The sequence below is a fragment of the Streptomyces sp. NPDC055955 genome (genome assembly GCF_042270245.1).
Lineage (GTDB): Bacteria > Actinomycetota > Actinomycetes > Streptomycetales > Streptomycetaceae > Streptomyces.
This window is the reverse complement of the sequence record NZ_JBHJYS010000003.1, coordinates 150036-165912: the sequence shown is the minus strand read 5'-3', so window position 1 is coordinate 165912 and position 15877 is coordinate 150036. Positions and strand designations below refer to the sequence as shown.

12 protein-coding genes are annotated in these 15877 nt (G+C 71.7%); 10 read left to right on the top strand and 2 right to left on the bottom strand.

Translation table 11 applies throughout. The annotated features are described in order from the left end of the window. Nucleotides 1–84: 84 nt before the first annotated feature. Nucleotides 85–1722, bottom strand: a complete 1638-nt coding sequence (locus ACFC96_RS06830; protein ID WP_376610664.1) for a penicillin-binding transpeptidase domain-containing protein — start codon at nt 1720–1722, stop codon at nt 85–87. A 130-nt stretch (nt 1723–1852) separates the two neighbouring features. After that, nucleotides 1853–3616 carry a dolichyl-phosphate-mannose--protein mannosyltransferase gene (locus tag ACFC96_RS06825; RefSeq protein WP_376610662.1) on the bottom strand — a complete coding sequence of 588 codons (1764 nt, stop codon included), beginning with the start codon at nt 3614–3616 and terminating at the stop codon, nt 1853–1855. Nucleotides 3617–3726: 110 nt separating this feature from the next. Between ACFC96_RS06825 and rsmI the strand changes: the two genes are divergently transcribed. The 10 genes from rsmI (at nt 3727) to ACFC96_RS06775 (ending at nt 15740) form a co-directional block, all read left to right on the top strand. Continuing rightward, nucleotides 3727–4623 carry a 16S rRNA (cytidine(1402)-2'-O)-methyltransferase gene (rsmI, locus tag ACFC96_RS06820; protein WP_376262205.1) on the top strand — a complete coding sequence of 299 codons (897 nt, stop codon included), beginning with the start codon at nt 3727–3729 and terminating at the stop codon, nt 4621–4623. A gap of 194 nt (nt 4624–4817) precedes the next feature. Beyond that, complete coding sequence (locus ACFC96_RS06815) at nt 4818–5243, top strand: hypothetical protein (RefSeq protein WP_376262208.1); 426 nt, start codon at nt 4818–4820, stop codon at nt 5241–5243. Between the two features lie 76 nt (nt 5244–5319). Beyond that, nucleotides 5320–6201, top strand: a complete 882-nt coding sequence (locus ACFC96_RS06810) for a TatD family hydrolase (RefSeq protein ID WP_376262211.1) — start codon at nt 5320–5322, stop codon at nt 6199–6201. A gap of 135 nt (nt 6202–6336) precedes the next feature. Further along, nucleotides 6337–7686 carry a ubiquitin-like domain-containing protein gene (locus ACFC96_RS06805; RefSeq protein ID WP_376262214.1) on the top strand — a complete coding sequence of 450 codons (1350 nt, stop codon included), beginning with the start codon at nt 6337–6339 and terminating at the stop codon, nt 7684–7686. Between the two features lie 66 nt (nt 7687–7752). Next, on the top strand, nt 7753–8616 hold the full coding sequence (gene rsmA, locus ACFC96_RS06800) for a 16S rRNA (adenine(1518)-N(6)/adenine(1519)-N(6))-dimethyltransferase RsmA (RefSeq protein WP_376262217.1): 864 nt from the start codon (nt 7753–7755) through the stop codon (nt 8614–8616). Continuing rightward, entirely contained in the window at nt 8613–9512 is a 900-nt protein-coding gene (locus ACFC96_RS06795; RefSeq protein ID WP_376610660.1) for a 4-(cytidine 5'-diphospho)-2-C-methyl-D-erythritol kinase, read from the top strand. Before rsmA ends, ACFC96_RS06795 begins: the two co-directional genes overlap by 4 nt. Before the next feature lie 78 nt (nt 9513–9590). Further along, nucleotides 9591–9959 (top strand): hypothetical protein, encoded by a 369-nt coding sequence (locus ACFC96_RS06790; RefSeq protein ID WP_376610659.1) that lies wholly within the window; start codon nt 9591–9593, stop codon nt 9957–9959. Nucleotides 9960–9982: 23 nt separating this feature from the next. Further along, nucleotides 9983–11803: an ABC-F family ATP-binding cassette domain-containing protein gene (locus tag ACFC96_RS06785; RefSeq protein WP_376262225.1), complete on the top strand. Its 1821-nt coding sequence runs from the start codon at nt 9983–9985 to the stop codon at nt 11801–11803. 181 nt (nt 11804–11984) lie between these two features. Then, complete coding sequence (locus ACFC96_RS06780) at nt 11985–13805, top strand: PQQ-binding-like beta-propeller repeat protein (protein WP_376610657.1); 1821 nt, start codon at nt 11985–11987, stop codon at nt 13803–13805. A gap of 72 nt (nt 13806–13877) precedes the next feature. After that, nucleotides 13878–15740: a PQQ-binding-like beta-propeller repeat protein gene (locus tag ACFC96_RS06775; RefSeq protein WP_376610655.1), complete on the top strand. Its 1863-nt coding sequence runs from the start codon at nt 13878–13880 to the stop codon at nt 15738–15740. Nucleotides 15741–15877: the final 137 nt, after the last annotated feature.

The window sequence follows — 15877 nt, the reverse complement described above, 5'->3', positions numbered from 1 at the left end:
CCGTCGTTGCCTGTCTGCTCGGTCCACGGGGTTCCTCGCGGACGGCCCAGACTAAGGCGTCCGGGTGAACCCTCCCGAGGCGGCTCAGCTACCCGCCCGTAGCACCGCCGCCACGATGGGGCCCGCGGCGTCGCCGCCGTGGCCGCCCTCCTCGGTGACCGCGGCCGCCGCGACGTCCCCGCGGTAGCCGGTGAACCAGCTGTTCGACTTGGTCTGGCCGGTGACCTCCGCCGAGCCGGTCTTGGCGCCGATGTCGGGGCCGAGACCGCTCATGACCTGCGCGGCGGTGCCGATCGTGGCGGTGCGGTACATCATCTGCCGCAGCTGCGCGGAGGTGTTGGGCGCGAGGCCGCGGGCGGTGGCGAGTTCCCGGTCGTCGAGGGAGCGCGGCACGATCACCGGCTGCCGGAAGACGCCCGTCTTCGCGGTCGCCGTGACGGACGCCATGTTCAGCGGGTTCATCTGGATCTGGCCCTGTCCGATGGCGTTGGCCGCGCGGTCGGGGCCGCCGGACGGCGGGATCTTGCCGTCGGCCGACGCGATGCCGGTCTTCCAGTTGTCCTGGCCGAGACCGAAACGGTCCTGCGCCTCGCGCGTCAACGACTCGTCCGTCAGCGGCTTCTCGTCGATGAGCTTCACGAACGCGGTGTTGCAGGACCGGGCGAAGCTGTCCGCGAGGTTCGCGCCCTCGTTGGCCTTCATGCCCGGCAGGTTGTGGAAGGTCTGGCTCTGCCAGGTCGCGGTGTCCGGGCAGGGCGCCGGGCTGCCGACCGAGGCGACACCGTTGTCGATGAGCATCGCCGCGGTGATGACCTTCATCGTGGAGCCGGGGGCCTGCTCGCCCTGGAAGGCGGCGTTGAAGCCGTCCTGGCGATGGTTGGCGACCGCGAGGACCTGGCCCGTGCTCGGCTGCACGGCCACCACGGACGACTCGGCGAAGCTCTTCACGGCCCGCTCGGCCGCCGCCTGCGCGGTGGCGCTGAGCGTCGTGTGCAGCTCGCCGGCCTTGCCCTTCACCAGCGTGAGCAGCGTCTTGGTGCCGGCGTCCTCGTTCTCGCGCTGGATGTACGTCTCCACCCCCGCGCGGCCGCCGGCCGTGTCGCCGTACTTCTCGCGCAGCTGGTCCAGGATCGGCCCGAGCGAGGGGTACTTCTCCTTCGTCAGGACGTGACCCGAGCGGTCCACGGCCTCGATGGGCGGCGCGGAGGCCTCGCCCGTGACGAGTGTGTCGCCCCTGCGCAGGTCCGGATGCACGACGGCCGCCTGCCAGTCGACCAGTGCGCGGCCGGTGTTGAGGCCCCGTACGACGGTGAGCGAGGAGTCGTAGGCGAGGGTCTTCTTCTTCCCCTTGTACGACACCGTGGCCTTCACCTTGAACGGCACCTCGGCCCCCGAGGGTGCCCCCGCCGTCAGCGTGGTGTGCGTGATGTGCGCGTCGTCGTGCCAGCCGGTCAGCGCCGAGAGCGCCGACTCCGCGTTGTTCGTGTACGCCGACGCGGAGTCCGGGTCGGACTTCGCCCACGCCGCGAGGAACTTCCGCGACACGTCCTTGACCTCGTCCGCCGTCGGCGGCCCGGTCCTGCGGGGCGAGGGTGCCCCCGCCGTACTCGATCCGCCCGACCCGGTCACGGCCGTGACCACGTTGTACGCGCCGTATCCCGCGCCCCCGACCATGATGGCGAACACCCCGCCGATCACAGCCGCCTTGGCCCCCTTGCGCATGCTGCGTCCCCTCCCCAGGTTCCGGTGGGGAACTCTAGGCGGCGGCCGTGCCCGGTGTGGCGAGAGTGCGCAGATGTTGTCCGAACTTGTCCGAACGGAGACTGCTGACGAGGGGTCGGGACGTCCGAGGTCAGACCCAGGAGTCCAGCCACATCCGGGACTGCCAGGAGCTGAAGGGGATCGCCTGCCCGGTATAGATCGGCCAGAAGTAGACGAAATTCCACACGATCAGCAGGACGAGCACGCCCGCGCCCGCCGCGCCCACGATTCTGCGCCGCTCCCCTGACCCCGGCGGCCCGAGGATCGCGCCGACCAGCATCGCGACACCGAGGCACAGGAAGGGCACGAAAACGACCGCGTAGAAGAAGAAGATCGTGCGTTCCTGGTAGTTGAACCAGGGCAGATAGCCCGCGGCGACGGCGCACGCGATGGCGCCCGCCCGCCAGTCGCGGCGGAAGAACCAGCGCCACAGCAGATAGAGCACGGCGAACGCCGCCGCCCACCACAGGAGCGGGGTGCCGAGCGCGAGGACCTCGCGGGCGCACTTGTCGCCGGCGCCGGCCGGGCAGCCGTCCTTGCCGGGCAGCGGGGACTCGTAGAAGTACGAGACCGGCCTGCCGTCGACGAGCCAGCTCCACGGGTTCGACTGGTAGATGTGCGGGGAGCTGAGCCCGACGTTGAACTTGTAGACCTCGTGCTCGTAGTGCCACAGGCTGCGCACCCAGTCGGGGAACAGCCAGGTCCAGGAGCCGCCCCGGCCGTCGGTCGCCGCCCAGTTGCGGAAGTAGCCGCCGGTCCCGTCGGCAGGAGAAAGGATCCAGCCGAGCCAGGACAGGACGTACGTGGCGACCGCGACCGGCACCGTCGACAGGAACGCCCAGCCGAGGTCCCGCTTGAGCACGGTGACGTAGGGCCGGCCGGCCCCGGCGACGCGGCGCGCGCCGACGTCCCACAGGACCGTGAGCACGCCGAACGCGGCCAGATAGATGAAGCCGTTCCACTTCGTGCCCGCGGCGAGCCCCAGGCACAGACCGGCGAGCAGCCGCCACGGGCGCCAGCCCAGACGCAGCGTCTCGGCGATGTGCACGTCGGGGCGCGGCACGCCATCCTCGTCCCTCGGGAGGGCGGCGGCCAGCTTCCCGCGCGCCTTGTCGCGGTCCACGACCAGGCAGCCGAACGCGGCGACGACGAAGAACACGAGGACCGAGTCGAGCAGCGCCGTGCGGCTCATCACGAACGCGAGGCCGTCCACGGCGAGCAGCAGACCGGCCAGACAGCCGAGGAACGTCGAGCGGAACAGCCGCCGCCCGATGCGGCACACGAGGAGCACGCACAGCGTGCCGAGCACCGCGGTCATGAACCGCCAGCCGAACGGATCGAAACCGAACAGCCACTCACCGATCCCGATGACGTACTTGCCGACGGGCGGATGCACGACGTAAGCGGCGTCGTGCGGGAGCGGCACATGGCCGCCGGTCTTCAGGATCAGGTCGTTGGCGTTCTTGTCCCAGTTGACCTCGAAGCCGCGGTGGATCAGCGCCCACGCGTCCTTCGCGTAGTACGTCTCGTCGAATATCACGGCCTTGGGGCTGCCGAGATGCCAGAACCGCATCAGGCCCGCGATCAGCGTCACGAGCAGCGGACCGAGCCAGCCCGACCAGCGGGTCAGGCCCCGCGCGAGGCCGTCGGAGAGACCGAGGGCCGCCCACAGCCGCGACGACGGCGGCGCGTACGGCGGCACGAGCCGCGTGCCCACGTCGCCCCTCGGCCGCGCCACGTGACCGAACCGCCGCAGTCGGCGCTCCCACGTCGACGGCTGCCGCGCTCCGCCGGGGTTCTGGCCCGGCGGGGCGCTGGTCGAGGGCGAGTGCGGCGAGGACGCAGTACTGGTCACCGCGCCATCGTAGGGAACGTCACTGTGCGAGTCCCGTGTGCGGCCCCGCCGAGTCGGCCGGCCCCGGGGCGGGACGTGTCGGCCCGCCCCGCCCCTGCGAGGATGGATCCGTGACATCAAGCCCAGATTCCCCCGGAACGCTCGTGCTCGCGGGCACGCCCATCGGAGACGTGTCGGACGCGCCGCCCCGGCTCAGCAAGGAGCTGGCCGACGCCGACGTCATCGCCGCCGAGGACACCCGCAGGCTGCGGCGCCTGACGCAGGCGCTCGGGGTGACCCCGGGCGGGCGCGTCGTGTCGTACTTCGAGGGGAACGAGTCCGCCCGCACGCCCGAGCTGGTCGAGGCGCTCGCGGGCGGGGCCCGGGTGCTGCTCGTGACCGACGCGGGGATGCCGTCCGTGTCCGACCCCGGCTACCGGCTCGTCGCGGCGGCCGTCGAGCGGGACATCAAGGTCACCGCCGTGCCGGGGCCGTCCGCCGTGCTGACCGCGCTCGCGCTGTCCGGGCTGCCCGTCGACCGTTTCTGCTTCGAGGGCTTCCTGCCCCGCAAGGCCGGCGAGCGCATGGGACGGCTGCGGGAGGTGGCGGAGGAACGCCGCACCCTCGTCTATTTCGAGGCCCCGCACCGCCTCGACGACACTCTCGCCGCGATGGCGGAGGCATTCGGCGCCGAACGCCGAGCGGCCGTGTGCCGCGAGCTCACCAAGACGTACGAGGAAGTGAAGCGGGGCCCGCTCGGGGAACTCGCGAAATGGGCCGCGGAAGGCGTACGCGGCGAAATCACCGTCGTCGTGGAGGGCGCCCCGGAAAAGGGAGCGGAGTCACTCGACGCCTCCGAGCTGGTACGCAGGGTGCAGGTGCGCGAGGAGGCGGGGGAGCGGCGAAAGGAAGCCATCGCCGCCGTGGCCGCCGAGGCCGGGCTACCCAAGCGTGAGGTCTTCGATGCGGTGGTCGCGGCAAAGAATGCCGCTCGGGGCGCCCCATCGGAGGGCAAAGGACTATCGTGAAAGGCAAAGCGCAGGCCGCGCATCGGGCCGCTTCCGATAAGGAAAGGCCAAATCGGATCCAATAGTCGACAGGCCTGATGCGATCGCGCCGGGAGAAGCGTCCACTGGTTGAAGGGACGCACCCGTCCCACGCTTCAGGGCGGATGTAATGCCCCGCCCCGAAGTGCCTTGTCCAGAGGACAAGAGGAGCAGGCATGAGTGAGTTCGCAGGCGCCGTACCGACCCCGGCCGATGCTGCAGCACCCCAGATACCGAACCGGAGCGCGGCCACAGCCATCGCCCACGAGTCGTACGCCTTCGCCTGCATGCGGTGCGGTCATGGCTGGGAACAGAGTTTCGAGATCGAGCACCACATCGACGGCGACGGCGCGGAATTCGTGATGTACGTGGCGGGCGGCGAGCGTGTCCCGTCGCCGCTGACCCGGCCCACGTGCCTCAACTGCGGCGGCCATGTCGTACGGATCATGAGGGCGGGGAGGGTCTCGTCGATCCGCGGCGTGATGCAACGCGAGGGGATCATGCCGGCGGACGAGGGCGAGGGCGACGAGCACCCCGCGAAGGAACACCACTGGCACTTCTCCGACCTGCTGCATCCCTTCCAGAACCGCAAGACCGACTGATCGCCGGCTGATCACCCACCGAACCCGCGAGCGGACCCCGACGACCCCACCGACCCCGGCTTCGTAGGATCGGGGCATGAGTTCTGACCGTTCGAAGGACGTCACCCCGCCGCCGCTGCCCGCGCCCCTCGCGGTGCCGGTCGCCGACTCGCACACCCACCTCGACATGCAGTCGGGCACGGTGGAGGAGGGCCTCGCCAAGGCCGCGTCGGTGGGTGTGACGACCGTCGTCCAGGTCGGTTGCGACGTGAACGGTTCCCGCTGGGCCGCCGACACCGCGGCCGCCCACCCGAGCGTGCACGCCACCGTCGCGCTGCACCCGAACGAAGCGCCCCGCATCGTCCTGGGTGACCCCGACGGCTGGTCGCGCCAGGGCGAGCGCCCGGCCGGCGGTGACGCGGCCCTCGACGAGGCGCTCGCGGAGATCGACCGGCTCGCGGCCCTCCCGCACGTGAAGGGCGTCGGCGAGACCGGACTCGACCACTTCCGTACGGGACCTGAAGGCATCGCCGCGCAGGAGCACTCCTTCCGTGCCCACATCGAGATCGCCAAGCGGCACGGAAAGGCGCTCGTGATTCACGATCGTGACGCCCACGACGACGTGCTGCGCATCCTCAAGGAGGAGGGCGCCCCCGAGCGCACCGTCTTCCACTGCTACTCCGGAGATGCCGAAATGGCCCGGATCTGCGCCGAGAACGGCTACTTCATGTCGTTCGCCGGGAACGTCACGTTCAAGAACGCGCAGCCCCTGCGCGACGCACTCGCGGCCGCCCCGCGCGAGCTCGTCCTGGTCGAGACCGACGCGCCCTTCCTGACCCCCGCGCCCTACCGCGGACGGCCTAACGCCCCTTACCTCATTCCGGTCACGCTGCGCGCGATGGCCGCGGTCAAGGGCCTCGACGAGGACACCCTCGCGGCGGCCGTCTCCGTCAACACGGCCCGCGCCTTCGGTTACTGACCGGCGGCGCCCCCGGGGTGACGCCGGGAAAGGAAAGCCGGGAACGGGCCGCGACACAGCGTAGCCGTGCTGCTTTGGAGAGTGACGATCGCTCCGCTAGGTTCTCCTCGCCGATCCGGACCCAGGAGCGTCGTCGTGAGCAATTCGCCGTACGGGACGTATGAGCCGCAGGAAACGCTCGTCGCGCTCGAGCCACACGAACCACCGCCCGGCCCGCACCCGCACGCGGACACCTACCTCCCCGGCTACGAGTCGATGGAGACCCAGCCCGCCTGGCCCGTGCCCGAAGCGCTGCTGCCACGGCCGTCCGCACCGGCCGAGGACCCCGCCCCGCGGACCGCGGGGCGCGCCGAGGCCCGCAGGGCGGCCCGGCGCAGGAAACGGCCCGAACGGCCCGATGCGCTCAGACGCCTGCTGCCGCAGGCCCTCGTCGTCGCGTTCCTCGCCGGGGGCACCACCGCCTTCGTCGCCGCCGACAAGGCGATCCAGCTCAGCGTCGACGGCAGGCCGCGCACCGTGCACACCTTCGCGGACGACGTCAGCGAGCTGCTCGCCGACGAGGGCGTCGACGTCGGCCCGCACGATGTCGTCGCGCCCGCCCCCGGGACCGCCCTGTCCAGCGGCGACGAGGTCGCCGTGCGCTACGGCAGGCTCGTCCACCTCACCCTCGACGGCGAGCGCCGCAGCGTGTGGACCACCGCGGGCACCGTCGACGGCGCCCTGCACCAGCTCGGCGTCCGTGCCGAGGGCGCCTACGTCTCCACGTCCCGCTCGCGCCGCATCGCCCACGACGGCCTCGCTCTCGACATCCGCACCGAACGCAGCGTCACGGTCATGGCCGACGGCCGCGAGCGCACCATCCGCACCAACGCCCCCACCGTCCGGGACGTCGTCGACGAGGCGGGCGTCTCGCTGCACGGCCAGGACACCACGTCCGTGCCGCAGGACAGCTTCCCGCGCGACGGACAGACGATCACCGTCATGCGCATCAAGGGCAGCAGGGAGGTGCGCGAGGAAGTCATCGCGTACAAGGTGGAGCGCACCCAGGACCCCACCCTGTTCCGCGGCACCGAGGTCGTCGAACGGGCGGGCCGCCCGGGTGCCCGGCGCGTCACCTACGCCCTGCGCACCGTCAACGGCGTCAGGCAGAAGCCGCGTCGCCTGAGCGACGAGGTCGTGCGCGAGCCCCGCAGCCGGCTCGTGAAGGTCGGCATCAAGCCCCCGCCGTCCTCCGTCGCCGGCGCCGACGGCCTGCACTGGAGCGCACTCGCCCGGTGCGAGTCCGGCGGGCGGCCCGGCGCGACCGACGCCACCGGCACCTACGGCGGCCTCTACCAGTTCGACGTCCAGACCTGGCGCAGCCTGGGCGGCGGAGGCCGGCCCCAGGACGCGTCCGCCTCCGAGCAGACGTACCGGGCGAAGAAGCTGTACGTGCGGCGCGGCACGAGCCCGTGGCCGCACTGCGGTGGCCGCCTGCACGGCTAGCCGGGGCGGTGCGGGGGCCCGCGGTCCGGTACGGGACTCGGCCGCGGCGCCCCGTACCCTGAGACCGTGAGCACCACTGACCCCCAGGGCCCCCTGCTTGGCCCCGCCGACATCCGCGAACTGGCGGCAGCCCTGGGCGTGCGGCCCACGAAACAGCGCGGCCAGAACTTCGTCATCGACGCCAACACGGTCCGCCGCATCGTCCGCACCGCGCAGGTCACCCCCGAGGACAACGTCGTCGAGGTCGGCCCCGGCCTCGGCTCGCTGACCCTGGCGCTCCTGGAGGCGGCGGCCCATGTCACCGCCGTCGAGATCGACGACGTGCTCGCCGCCGCGCTGCCCGCGACGATCGAGGCCCGCCTCCCGCAGAAGAAGGACGCCTTCGCGCTCGTCCACTCCGACGCGATGCACGTACGCGAACTGCCGGGCCCCGCGCCCACGGCGCTCGTCGCGAACCTGCCCTACAACGTCGCCGTGCCGGTCCTGCTCCACATGCTCGACACGTTCCCCACCATCGAACGCACGCTCGTCATGGTGCAGGCCGAGGTCGCCGACCGCCTCGCGGCCGCCCCCGGCTCGAAGGTCTACGGCGTCCCGTCGGTCAAGGCCAACTGGTACGCGGACGTGAAGCGCGCCGGCTCCATCGGCCGGAACGTCTTCTGGCCCGCGCCGAACGTCGACAGCGGTCTCGTGGCTCTGGTCCGGCGCACCGAGCCGGTGGCGACGACCGCCTCCAAGCGCGAGGTCTTCGCCGTGGTCGACGCGGCCTTCGCCCAGCGCCGCAAGACGCTGCGCGCCGCCCTGTCCGGCTGGGCGGGATCGGCCGCCGCCGCCGAGGCCGCCCTGGTCGCGGCCGGTGTCTCCCCGCAGGCACGCGGCGAGGCCATCACGGTCGAGGAGTTCGCACGGATCGCGGAGAACAAGCAGTGAGCGTGACGGTACGGGTCCCCGCCAAGGTCAACGTCCAGCTCGCGGTGGGCGCCGCCCGCCCCGACGGATTCCACGACCTCGCCAACGTCTTCCTCGCCGTCGGCCTCCACGACGAGGTCACGGCGACGGCCGCCGACGAGCTGACCCTCACCTGCGAGGGCCCCGGCGCGGACCAGGTCCCCCTGGACCGCACCAACCTCGCGGCCCGCGCCGCGATCGCGCTGGGCGAGCGGTACGGGATCGAGCCCCGTGTCCACCTCCACATCGACAAGGACATCCCCGTCGCCGGCGGCATGGCGGGTGGCTCGGCGGACGCCGCCGGCGCCCTCGTGGCCTGCGACGCGCTGTGGGGAACCGGCGCCACCCGCGACGAACTCCTCGACATCTGCGCCGAGTTGGGCAGCGATGTGCCGTTCAGCCTGGTCGGCGGGGCGGCGCTCGGCACCGGCCGCGGCGAGAAGCTTCAGCTCCTGGACGTGGGCGGCGAGTTCTCGTGGGTGTTCGCCGCCGCCGACGGAGGGCTGTCGACGCCCGCCGTGTACGGCGAGTTCGACCGCCTCGCGCAGGGGCGCGCGATCCCCGAGCCGGAGGCCTCGCCCGCCCTGCTCTACGCGCTGTGCCGCGGTGACGCGAGCGCGCTGGCCGCGACGCTCACGAACGACCTCCAGCCTGCCGCGCTCTCCCTGTTCCCCGCGCTGAAGGGCACGCTCGACGCGGGCACGGCGGCGGGCGCCCTCGCGGGCCTGGTCTCCGGCTCGGGCCCGACCACGGCGTTCCTCTGCGCGGACGAGAGGTCGGCGCGGGCGGTCGCCGCCGCCCTCACGGCGTCCGGCACCTGCCGCTCCGTCCGGGTCACGACGTCCCCGGCCCCGGGCGCCACGGTCGTCCAGCGCTGACACGGCCGGACGTACTCACGGGTGACTGAGTACGTCCGCGCTGTCGGCCACCGCGGGACCCGCGGCACCGTGGCCCCCATGACCACCGACACCACGAGCGCCCGATCCCGGCGCCGCAGACGCCGTATCGGCCGCGGGCAGGTCCTCGTACCGCTCGGCGCGATCGCCCTCGTCGGGCTGCACTCCGCGCTCGCCACCCGCGGCCACCTCCTGCCCCCGCCCGCCGGTGGCGGCTGGCAGGGCAGGGTGGCGCGGCCGCGCGAGGTCGCCGCCGTGCTCGGTCGGGCGGGGGCGCGTCCCCGCGGCCGTGCCGCTCGACGGCGCGCCCCACGAAGGCCCTGGAACGCGGCCGTCGCGCGATCCCTCCCCGGCTCCCCGCCCGTATCCGCCGTCGCGGCGAAGGCGCAGACGGTCGAACCCCTCGCGGCGACTACGCTGGAAGACTGATCCATCCCCTTGTCAGGAGCGAAATGGCAGTCAACCTGGTCAATGTCGAGGCAGTCAGCAAGGTGTACGGCACCCGTGCCCTGCTCGACGGCGTATCGCTCGGCGTGTCCGAGGGGGACAGGATCGGTGTCGTCGGGCGCAACGGCGACGGCAAGACCACCCTCATCCGGATGCTCGCCAAGCTGGAGGACGCCGACACCGGCCGCGTCACCCACAGCGGCGGCCTGCGCCTCGGCGTCCTCACGCAGCACGACTCCCTCGACCCCGAGGCGACCGTCCGGCACGAGGTCATCGGCGACCTCGCCGACCACGAGTGGGCGGGCAACGCCAAGATCCGTGACGTGCTCACCGGGCTGTTCGGCGGACTCGACCTGCCCGGCTTCCCGCAGGGCCTCGACACGGTCATCGCGCCGTTGTCCGGCGGCGAGCGCCGCCGCATCGCCCTCGCGAAGCTCCTCATCGGCGAGCCCGACCTGATCGTCCTCGACGAGCCCACCAACCACCTCGACGTCGAGGGCATCTCCTGGCTGGCGAGCCACCTCCAGGCCCGCCGCTCCGCCCTCGTCTGCGTGACCCACGACCGCTGGTTCCTCGACCAGGTCTGCACCCGCATGTGGGACGTGCAGAAGGGCGACGTCTTCGAGTACGAGGGCGGCTACAGCGACTACGTCTTCGCGCGCGCCGAGCGCGAGCGCATCGCGGCGACCGAGGAGGCCAAGCGGCAGAACCTGATGCGCAAGGAGCTCGCCTGGCTGCGCCGCGGCGCCCCGGCCCGCACCTCCAAGCCCCGCTACCGCATCGAGGCCGCCAACGAGCTCATCGCCGACGTGCCGGAGCCGCGCGACAAGAGCGAGCTGATGAAGTTCGCCAGCTCCCGGCTCGGCAAGACGGTCTTCGACCTCGAGGACGTCACCGTGCAGGCCGGGCCCAAGGTGCTCCTCAAGCACCTGACCTGGCAGCTCGGCCCCGGCGACCGCATCGGCCTCGTCGGTGTGAACGGCGCGGGCAAGACCTCCCTGCTGCGCGCCATGGCGCAGGCCGCCCGCACCGACGGCGAGGAGCAGCCCGCGGCGGGCCGCGTCGCCGTCGGCAAGACCGTGAAGCTCGCCTACCTCTCCCAGGAGGTCGCCGAGCTCAACCCCGACCTGCGCGTCCTCCAGGCCGTGCAGCAGGTCCGTGACCGCGTCGACCTCGGCAAGGGCCGCGAGATGACCGCGGGCCAGCTCTGCGAGACGTTCGGCTTCAACAAGGAGAAGCAGTGGACGCCCGTCGGTGACCTGTCCGGCGGTGAACGCCGTCGCCTCCAGCTTCTGCGCCTCCTCATGGACGAGCCGAACGTCCTCTTCCTCGACGAGCCGACGAACGACCTCGACATCGAGACCCTCACGCAGCTGGAGGACCTCCTCGACGGCTGGCCCGGCTCCATGGTCGTGATCTCCCACGACCGGTTCTTCATCGAGCGCACCACGGACCGGGTGTTCGCGCTGCTCGGCGACGCCACGTTGCGGATGCTGCCGCGTGGCATCGACGAGTACCTGGAGCGCCGCCGTCGCATGGAGGAGGCCGTCGCCGCCTCGATGACGGCCGCCGCCCCGGCCCCCGCCGCGGGCACGCCGCACAAGACGGTGTCCGCCGCGGACGCCCGCGCCGCGAAGAAGGAACTCCAGAAGATCGAGCGGCAGATGGACAAGATCTCCGAGAAGGAGACCAAGCTGCACGCGCAGATCGCCGACAACGCGACGGACTTCGCGAAGGTGGCCGAGCTGGACAGCGAGCTGCGCGAACTGATCGGCGAGCGCGAGGAGTTGGAGATGCGCTGGCTCGAACTCGCGGAGGACGCGTGAAGCTCCCGTAACAGACCCATCACGGGCCGGTGCTCCCTTGGGAACAGGGGAGCGACCGGCCCGATGTGCCACTGCACTGGGTGATAGAAAGGGCACTCTGGGAATTGCCTGAGAACGACCAGAGAACGTCCTGAAATCGACCAGGCGAGCAGACACATCAGTGAAGACGGGGGGAGCGCTGATGACTCAGCCGCCCAATCAGCCGCCGCAAGGCGGCTTCGGAGCACCACAGGACCCGCAGCAGCCGCCACCGCAGACGCCGCCGGCTCAGCCGCAGCAGCCTCCGGCCCAGCCGCCGCAGACGCCGCCGGCCCCGCAGCCCGGATACGGCTACCCGCAGCAGTCGGGCCCGTACGGCCGGCCCCCGCAGGGCGGCCCCTACGGTCAGCCGCAGCAGCCGGGTCCCTACGGCCAGCCGCAGCAGCAGCCGGGACCCTACGGTCAGCCTCCGCAGCAGCCCGGCCCGTACGGCGCGCAGCAGCCCGGCCCCTACGGACAGCAGCCCCAGTACGGCTACCCGCAGCAGCAGCCCCCGTTCCCCGGTGGCCCCGCGGCCCCGGGCGGCGGCAAGAACCCCTTCAAGGGCCGGACGGGGATCATCGTGGCCGCCGCGGTGGCCGTCGTCGTGATCGCCGGCGGCGTGGTGTGGGCGGTCGTGGGCGGCGGTGACGACAAGAAGAAGGATCCCGTCGCCGACAAGAGCCAGGACCCCAAGCCCACCGGCACCGCGCCGGTCGACCCGGGTGACGGCTCCGGTGACGGACGCGACGGCAAGGAGGACCTCAACGCGGGCCGCCAGGCCGGTGAGTCGAAGGTCCTCTGGTACAAGACGGCGCCCAAGGCCCCCGGCGACGGCGCGGACGCGCCCGGCATGTGGGTCACCGACACGCTCGCCGCGAAGGCGGTCTACAACGAGCTCGTCGCGTACAACATTGCGGACGGCAAGCCGAGTTGGCCGACGATCAAGCTGCCGCAGAAGATCTGCGGTGCCAGCGTGCAGAAGTCGGACGACGACAAGGTCGCCCTCGCGTACATGAGCGGTGTCACCGACCGGGCCAAGTGCAACCAGGTCCAGCAGATCGACCTGAAGACCGGCAAGAAGGACTGGGAGAAGAAGATCCCCGAGGGGGACCTCTTCGACGGCACCGGTACCGGCGTCGAACTCACGTACGCGGGCAGCACGTTGATGGTCGGCCGCCAGATGTCCGGCCTCGGCCTGAGCGTCAGCGACGGCAAGCAGCTCTTCGAGAAGAAGAAGTACGGCGCGGCCTGTTTCCCCGGCGCGTTCGCCGGCGGCGAGCGCCTCCTTGCCGTCTCCTCCTGCGGTGCTTCCACGGACAAGGAGCACGACGAGGTCCAGGAGCTGGACCCGGCGACGGGCAAGGCGAAGTGGACCAAGCCGTTCCCCAAGGGCTGGAAGGTCGCCCGCGCCTACTCGCTCTCGCCGGTCGTCCTCTACCTCACCAACGAGGACAAGAAGCAGTGGAACATCACCACGCTGAAGAACGGCAGCAGCGCGGTGCGTTCCGAGGTCTCGGTCGACGAGGACTTCGCCCCCGAGTGCGGCTGGGCGATCCTCGACCGTGACCTCCAGGGCTGCACGGGCGTCGCGGCGGACACCAACACCCTGTACCTGCCGACCAAGGCCACCAGCGGCACCGCCAACGAGGTCGTCGCGATCAGCCTGGAGACCGGCAAGGAGCGCTGGCGCGTGAAGTCGCCGGTGGCGCAGAACATGCTGCCGCTGAAGACCGAGAGCGGCGCGGTGATCGCCTACGTCAACGCCTCGTACGACGCCGGAGGCCGGGTCGTGTCGATCGCGACGGCGGGCTCGCACACGCCGAAGACCCTGCTGCAGAACCCGGCGGGAACCGCGCAGATCGAGAACGGCTTCTACTCCAAGGCGATCGACTACGTCGACGGGCGCTTCTACATCTCCACGACGCGCCTGTCCGGCACCGCCAAGGGCGAGGAGAAACTGATGCTGGCCTACGGCAAGTGACCGCCGCAGCCCAGTGACCGCCCACCGCACCGCCGCCCGCTCCTTCTCCCCGTCACCCGAGGTACAGACGTCATGACGCAGCCGCCCCAGCCGCCCAACGAGCCGCCGCAGGGCCCGCCGCCGGTGGGCTTCGGCAAGCCGCAGGACCCGCCGCCCGGAGGGTTCGGAGCCCCGCAGGACCCGCCGCCCGGAGGCTTCGGCGCGCCCACGCCGCCGCCTCCGCCCGCGCAGCAGCCCGGCTACGGCTACCCGCAGGCGCCCCAGACGCCGCCCCCGGCACAGCCGCCGACGCCGCCGCAGGGCCAGCCCGGGGGCTACGGCCACCCGCAGCCCCCGGCCCCCAACTACGGCTACCCGCAGGCCCCCCACGGCCAGCCGCCGACGCCCCCGCAGGGCTACGGCTACCCGGGCCAGCAGCCGCCGCAGTACGGCGCCTACCCGCCGCCGGTCACCACGCCCATGCAGGCGGCGGGCGGCGGCGCCGGCAAGAAGATCAGCTCCCAGATGATGATCATCATCGGCGCTGTCGTCGCGGTCGCCCTGATCATCGGCGGCGGCGTCTGGTACTCGGCGTCGTCCGGTGACGACAAGACCGACACCAGCACCGCGGGCACGACCGGCGGCACCGGTGGCAAGGACGGCGGCGGGGACAAGGGCGGCTCCGGTGGCACCACCACCGGCGGCGAGAGCAAGGAGAAGGTCCCGGGGAACACCAGCTCCCAGGTCCTCTTCCAGCTGCCCCAGCACGAGGTGCCCAAGGACGAGGTGTTCAGCACCAAGGGCTCCTGGCTCACGGACACGACGTACGCCAAGGCGGGCGTGGGCGAGATCAACGGCTACGCCGCGGACACCGGCAAGAAGTCCTGGACGCTCCCGCTGTCCGGCCAGACGTGCGGCGGCGCGCCCGAGGTCACCCAGGACGGCCTGAGCGCGGTCATCAGCGAGGCGGCCCCGCGCAAGCCCAAGGACTACGAGTACCAGCCGTGCACCAAGATCACGGTCTTCAACGTCGACACGGGCAAGAAGCTGTGGACGAAGAGCGTCGGCAGCGGCGGGCGTGACATCCCGTTCAAGGAACTGTCGATCACCGGCTCCACGCTGGCGGTCGGCGGCGGCTACGACGGCGGCGCGGCCTTCGACATCAAGTCGGGCAAGATCCTGTGGCAGCCGCAGACCGGTTCCTGCGAGGACGTCGGCTACCGCGGCGGCGAGCAGCTGGTCGCCGTGCGCAAGTGCGGTGACTACGGCGACGAGAAGCACCAGGTGCAGCTCCTCGACCCGGCCACGGGCAAGCCGAAGTGGACCTACAAGATCCCGGCCGACGTGAACGTCATCTCCATCGTCTCCACCAAGCCGGTCACCTTCGTGATCGCCACCGGTGAGGAGGTCGAGATGTCGGACCTGTTCTCCCTCGACGACACCGGCCAGCTGCGCGCCAAGGTCTCGCTGGAGAAGGACCGGTACGACTTCGACTGCGAGGTCGGCGAGATGCACGGCTGCCGTGGCATCACGGTCGGCAACGACCGCGTCTACATGCCGACCCGCGAGCACGACGGCGGCGGCACGTCCGGCCAGACCAACGAGATCGTCTCGTACTCCCTGGCGAACGGCCGGCTCACCGGCGACCGCGTCGACGGCGGTGAGTACACGCTCTTCCCGGTCCGCATGGACGGCGGGAACATCCTGGCGTACAAGGACGGCCCCTACGACAAGGGTGCCGAGATCGTCACGATCGACCCGAAGACGCTGAAGCAGAAGACGCTCCTGGTCACTCCGGCGACGGAGACCGTGACCAGCGTCATCAGCAGCATGACCCCCACCCAGTCCGAACTGCTCTACACCAACGGCAGGCTGGCCATGGGCAAGGAACTGATCTCCAAGCCGTACTCGGCGGACGAGAAGGAGTACGAGGCCGTGGTCTTCGCGGCGAAGTGACGCCTGGGCCGCTCACCGCGGCCGCGCGACGGCCCCGCACCCGGACAGGGTGCGGGGCCGTCGGCATGTGCGCCGCCCGCCGGGAGATCCGGCATTGCGGGTCACTTCTCACCAGTAGGGGAAGCGCAACGCCGAAC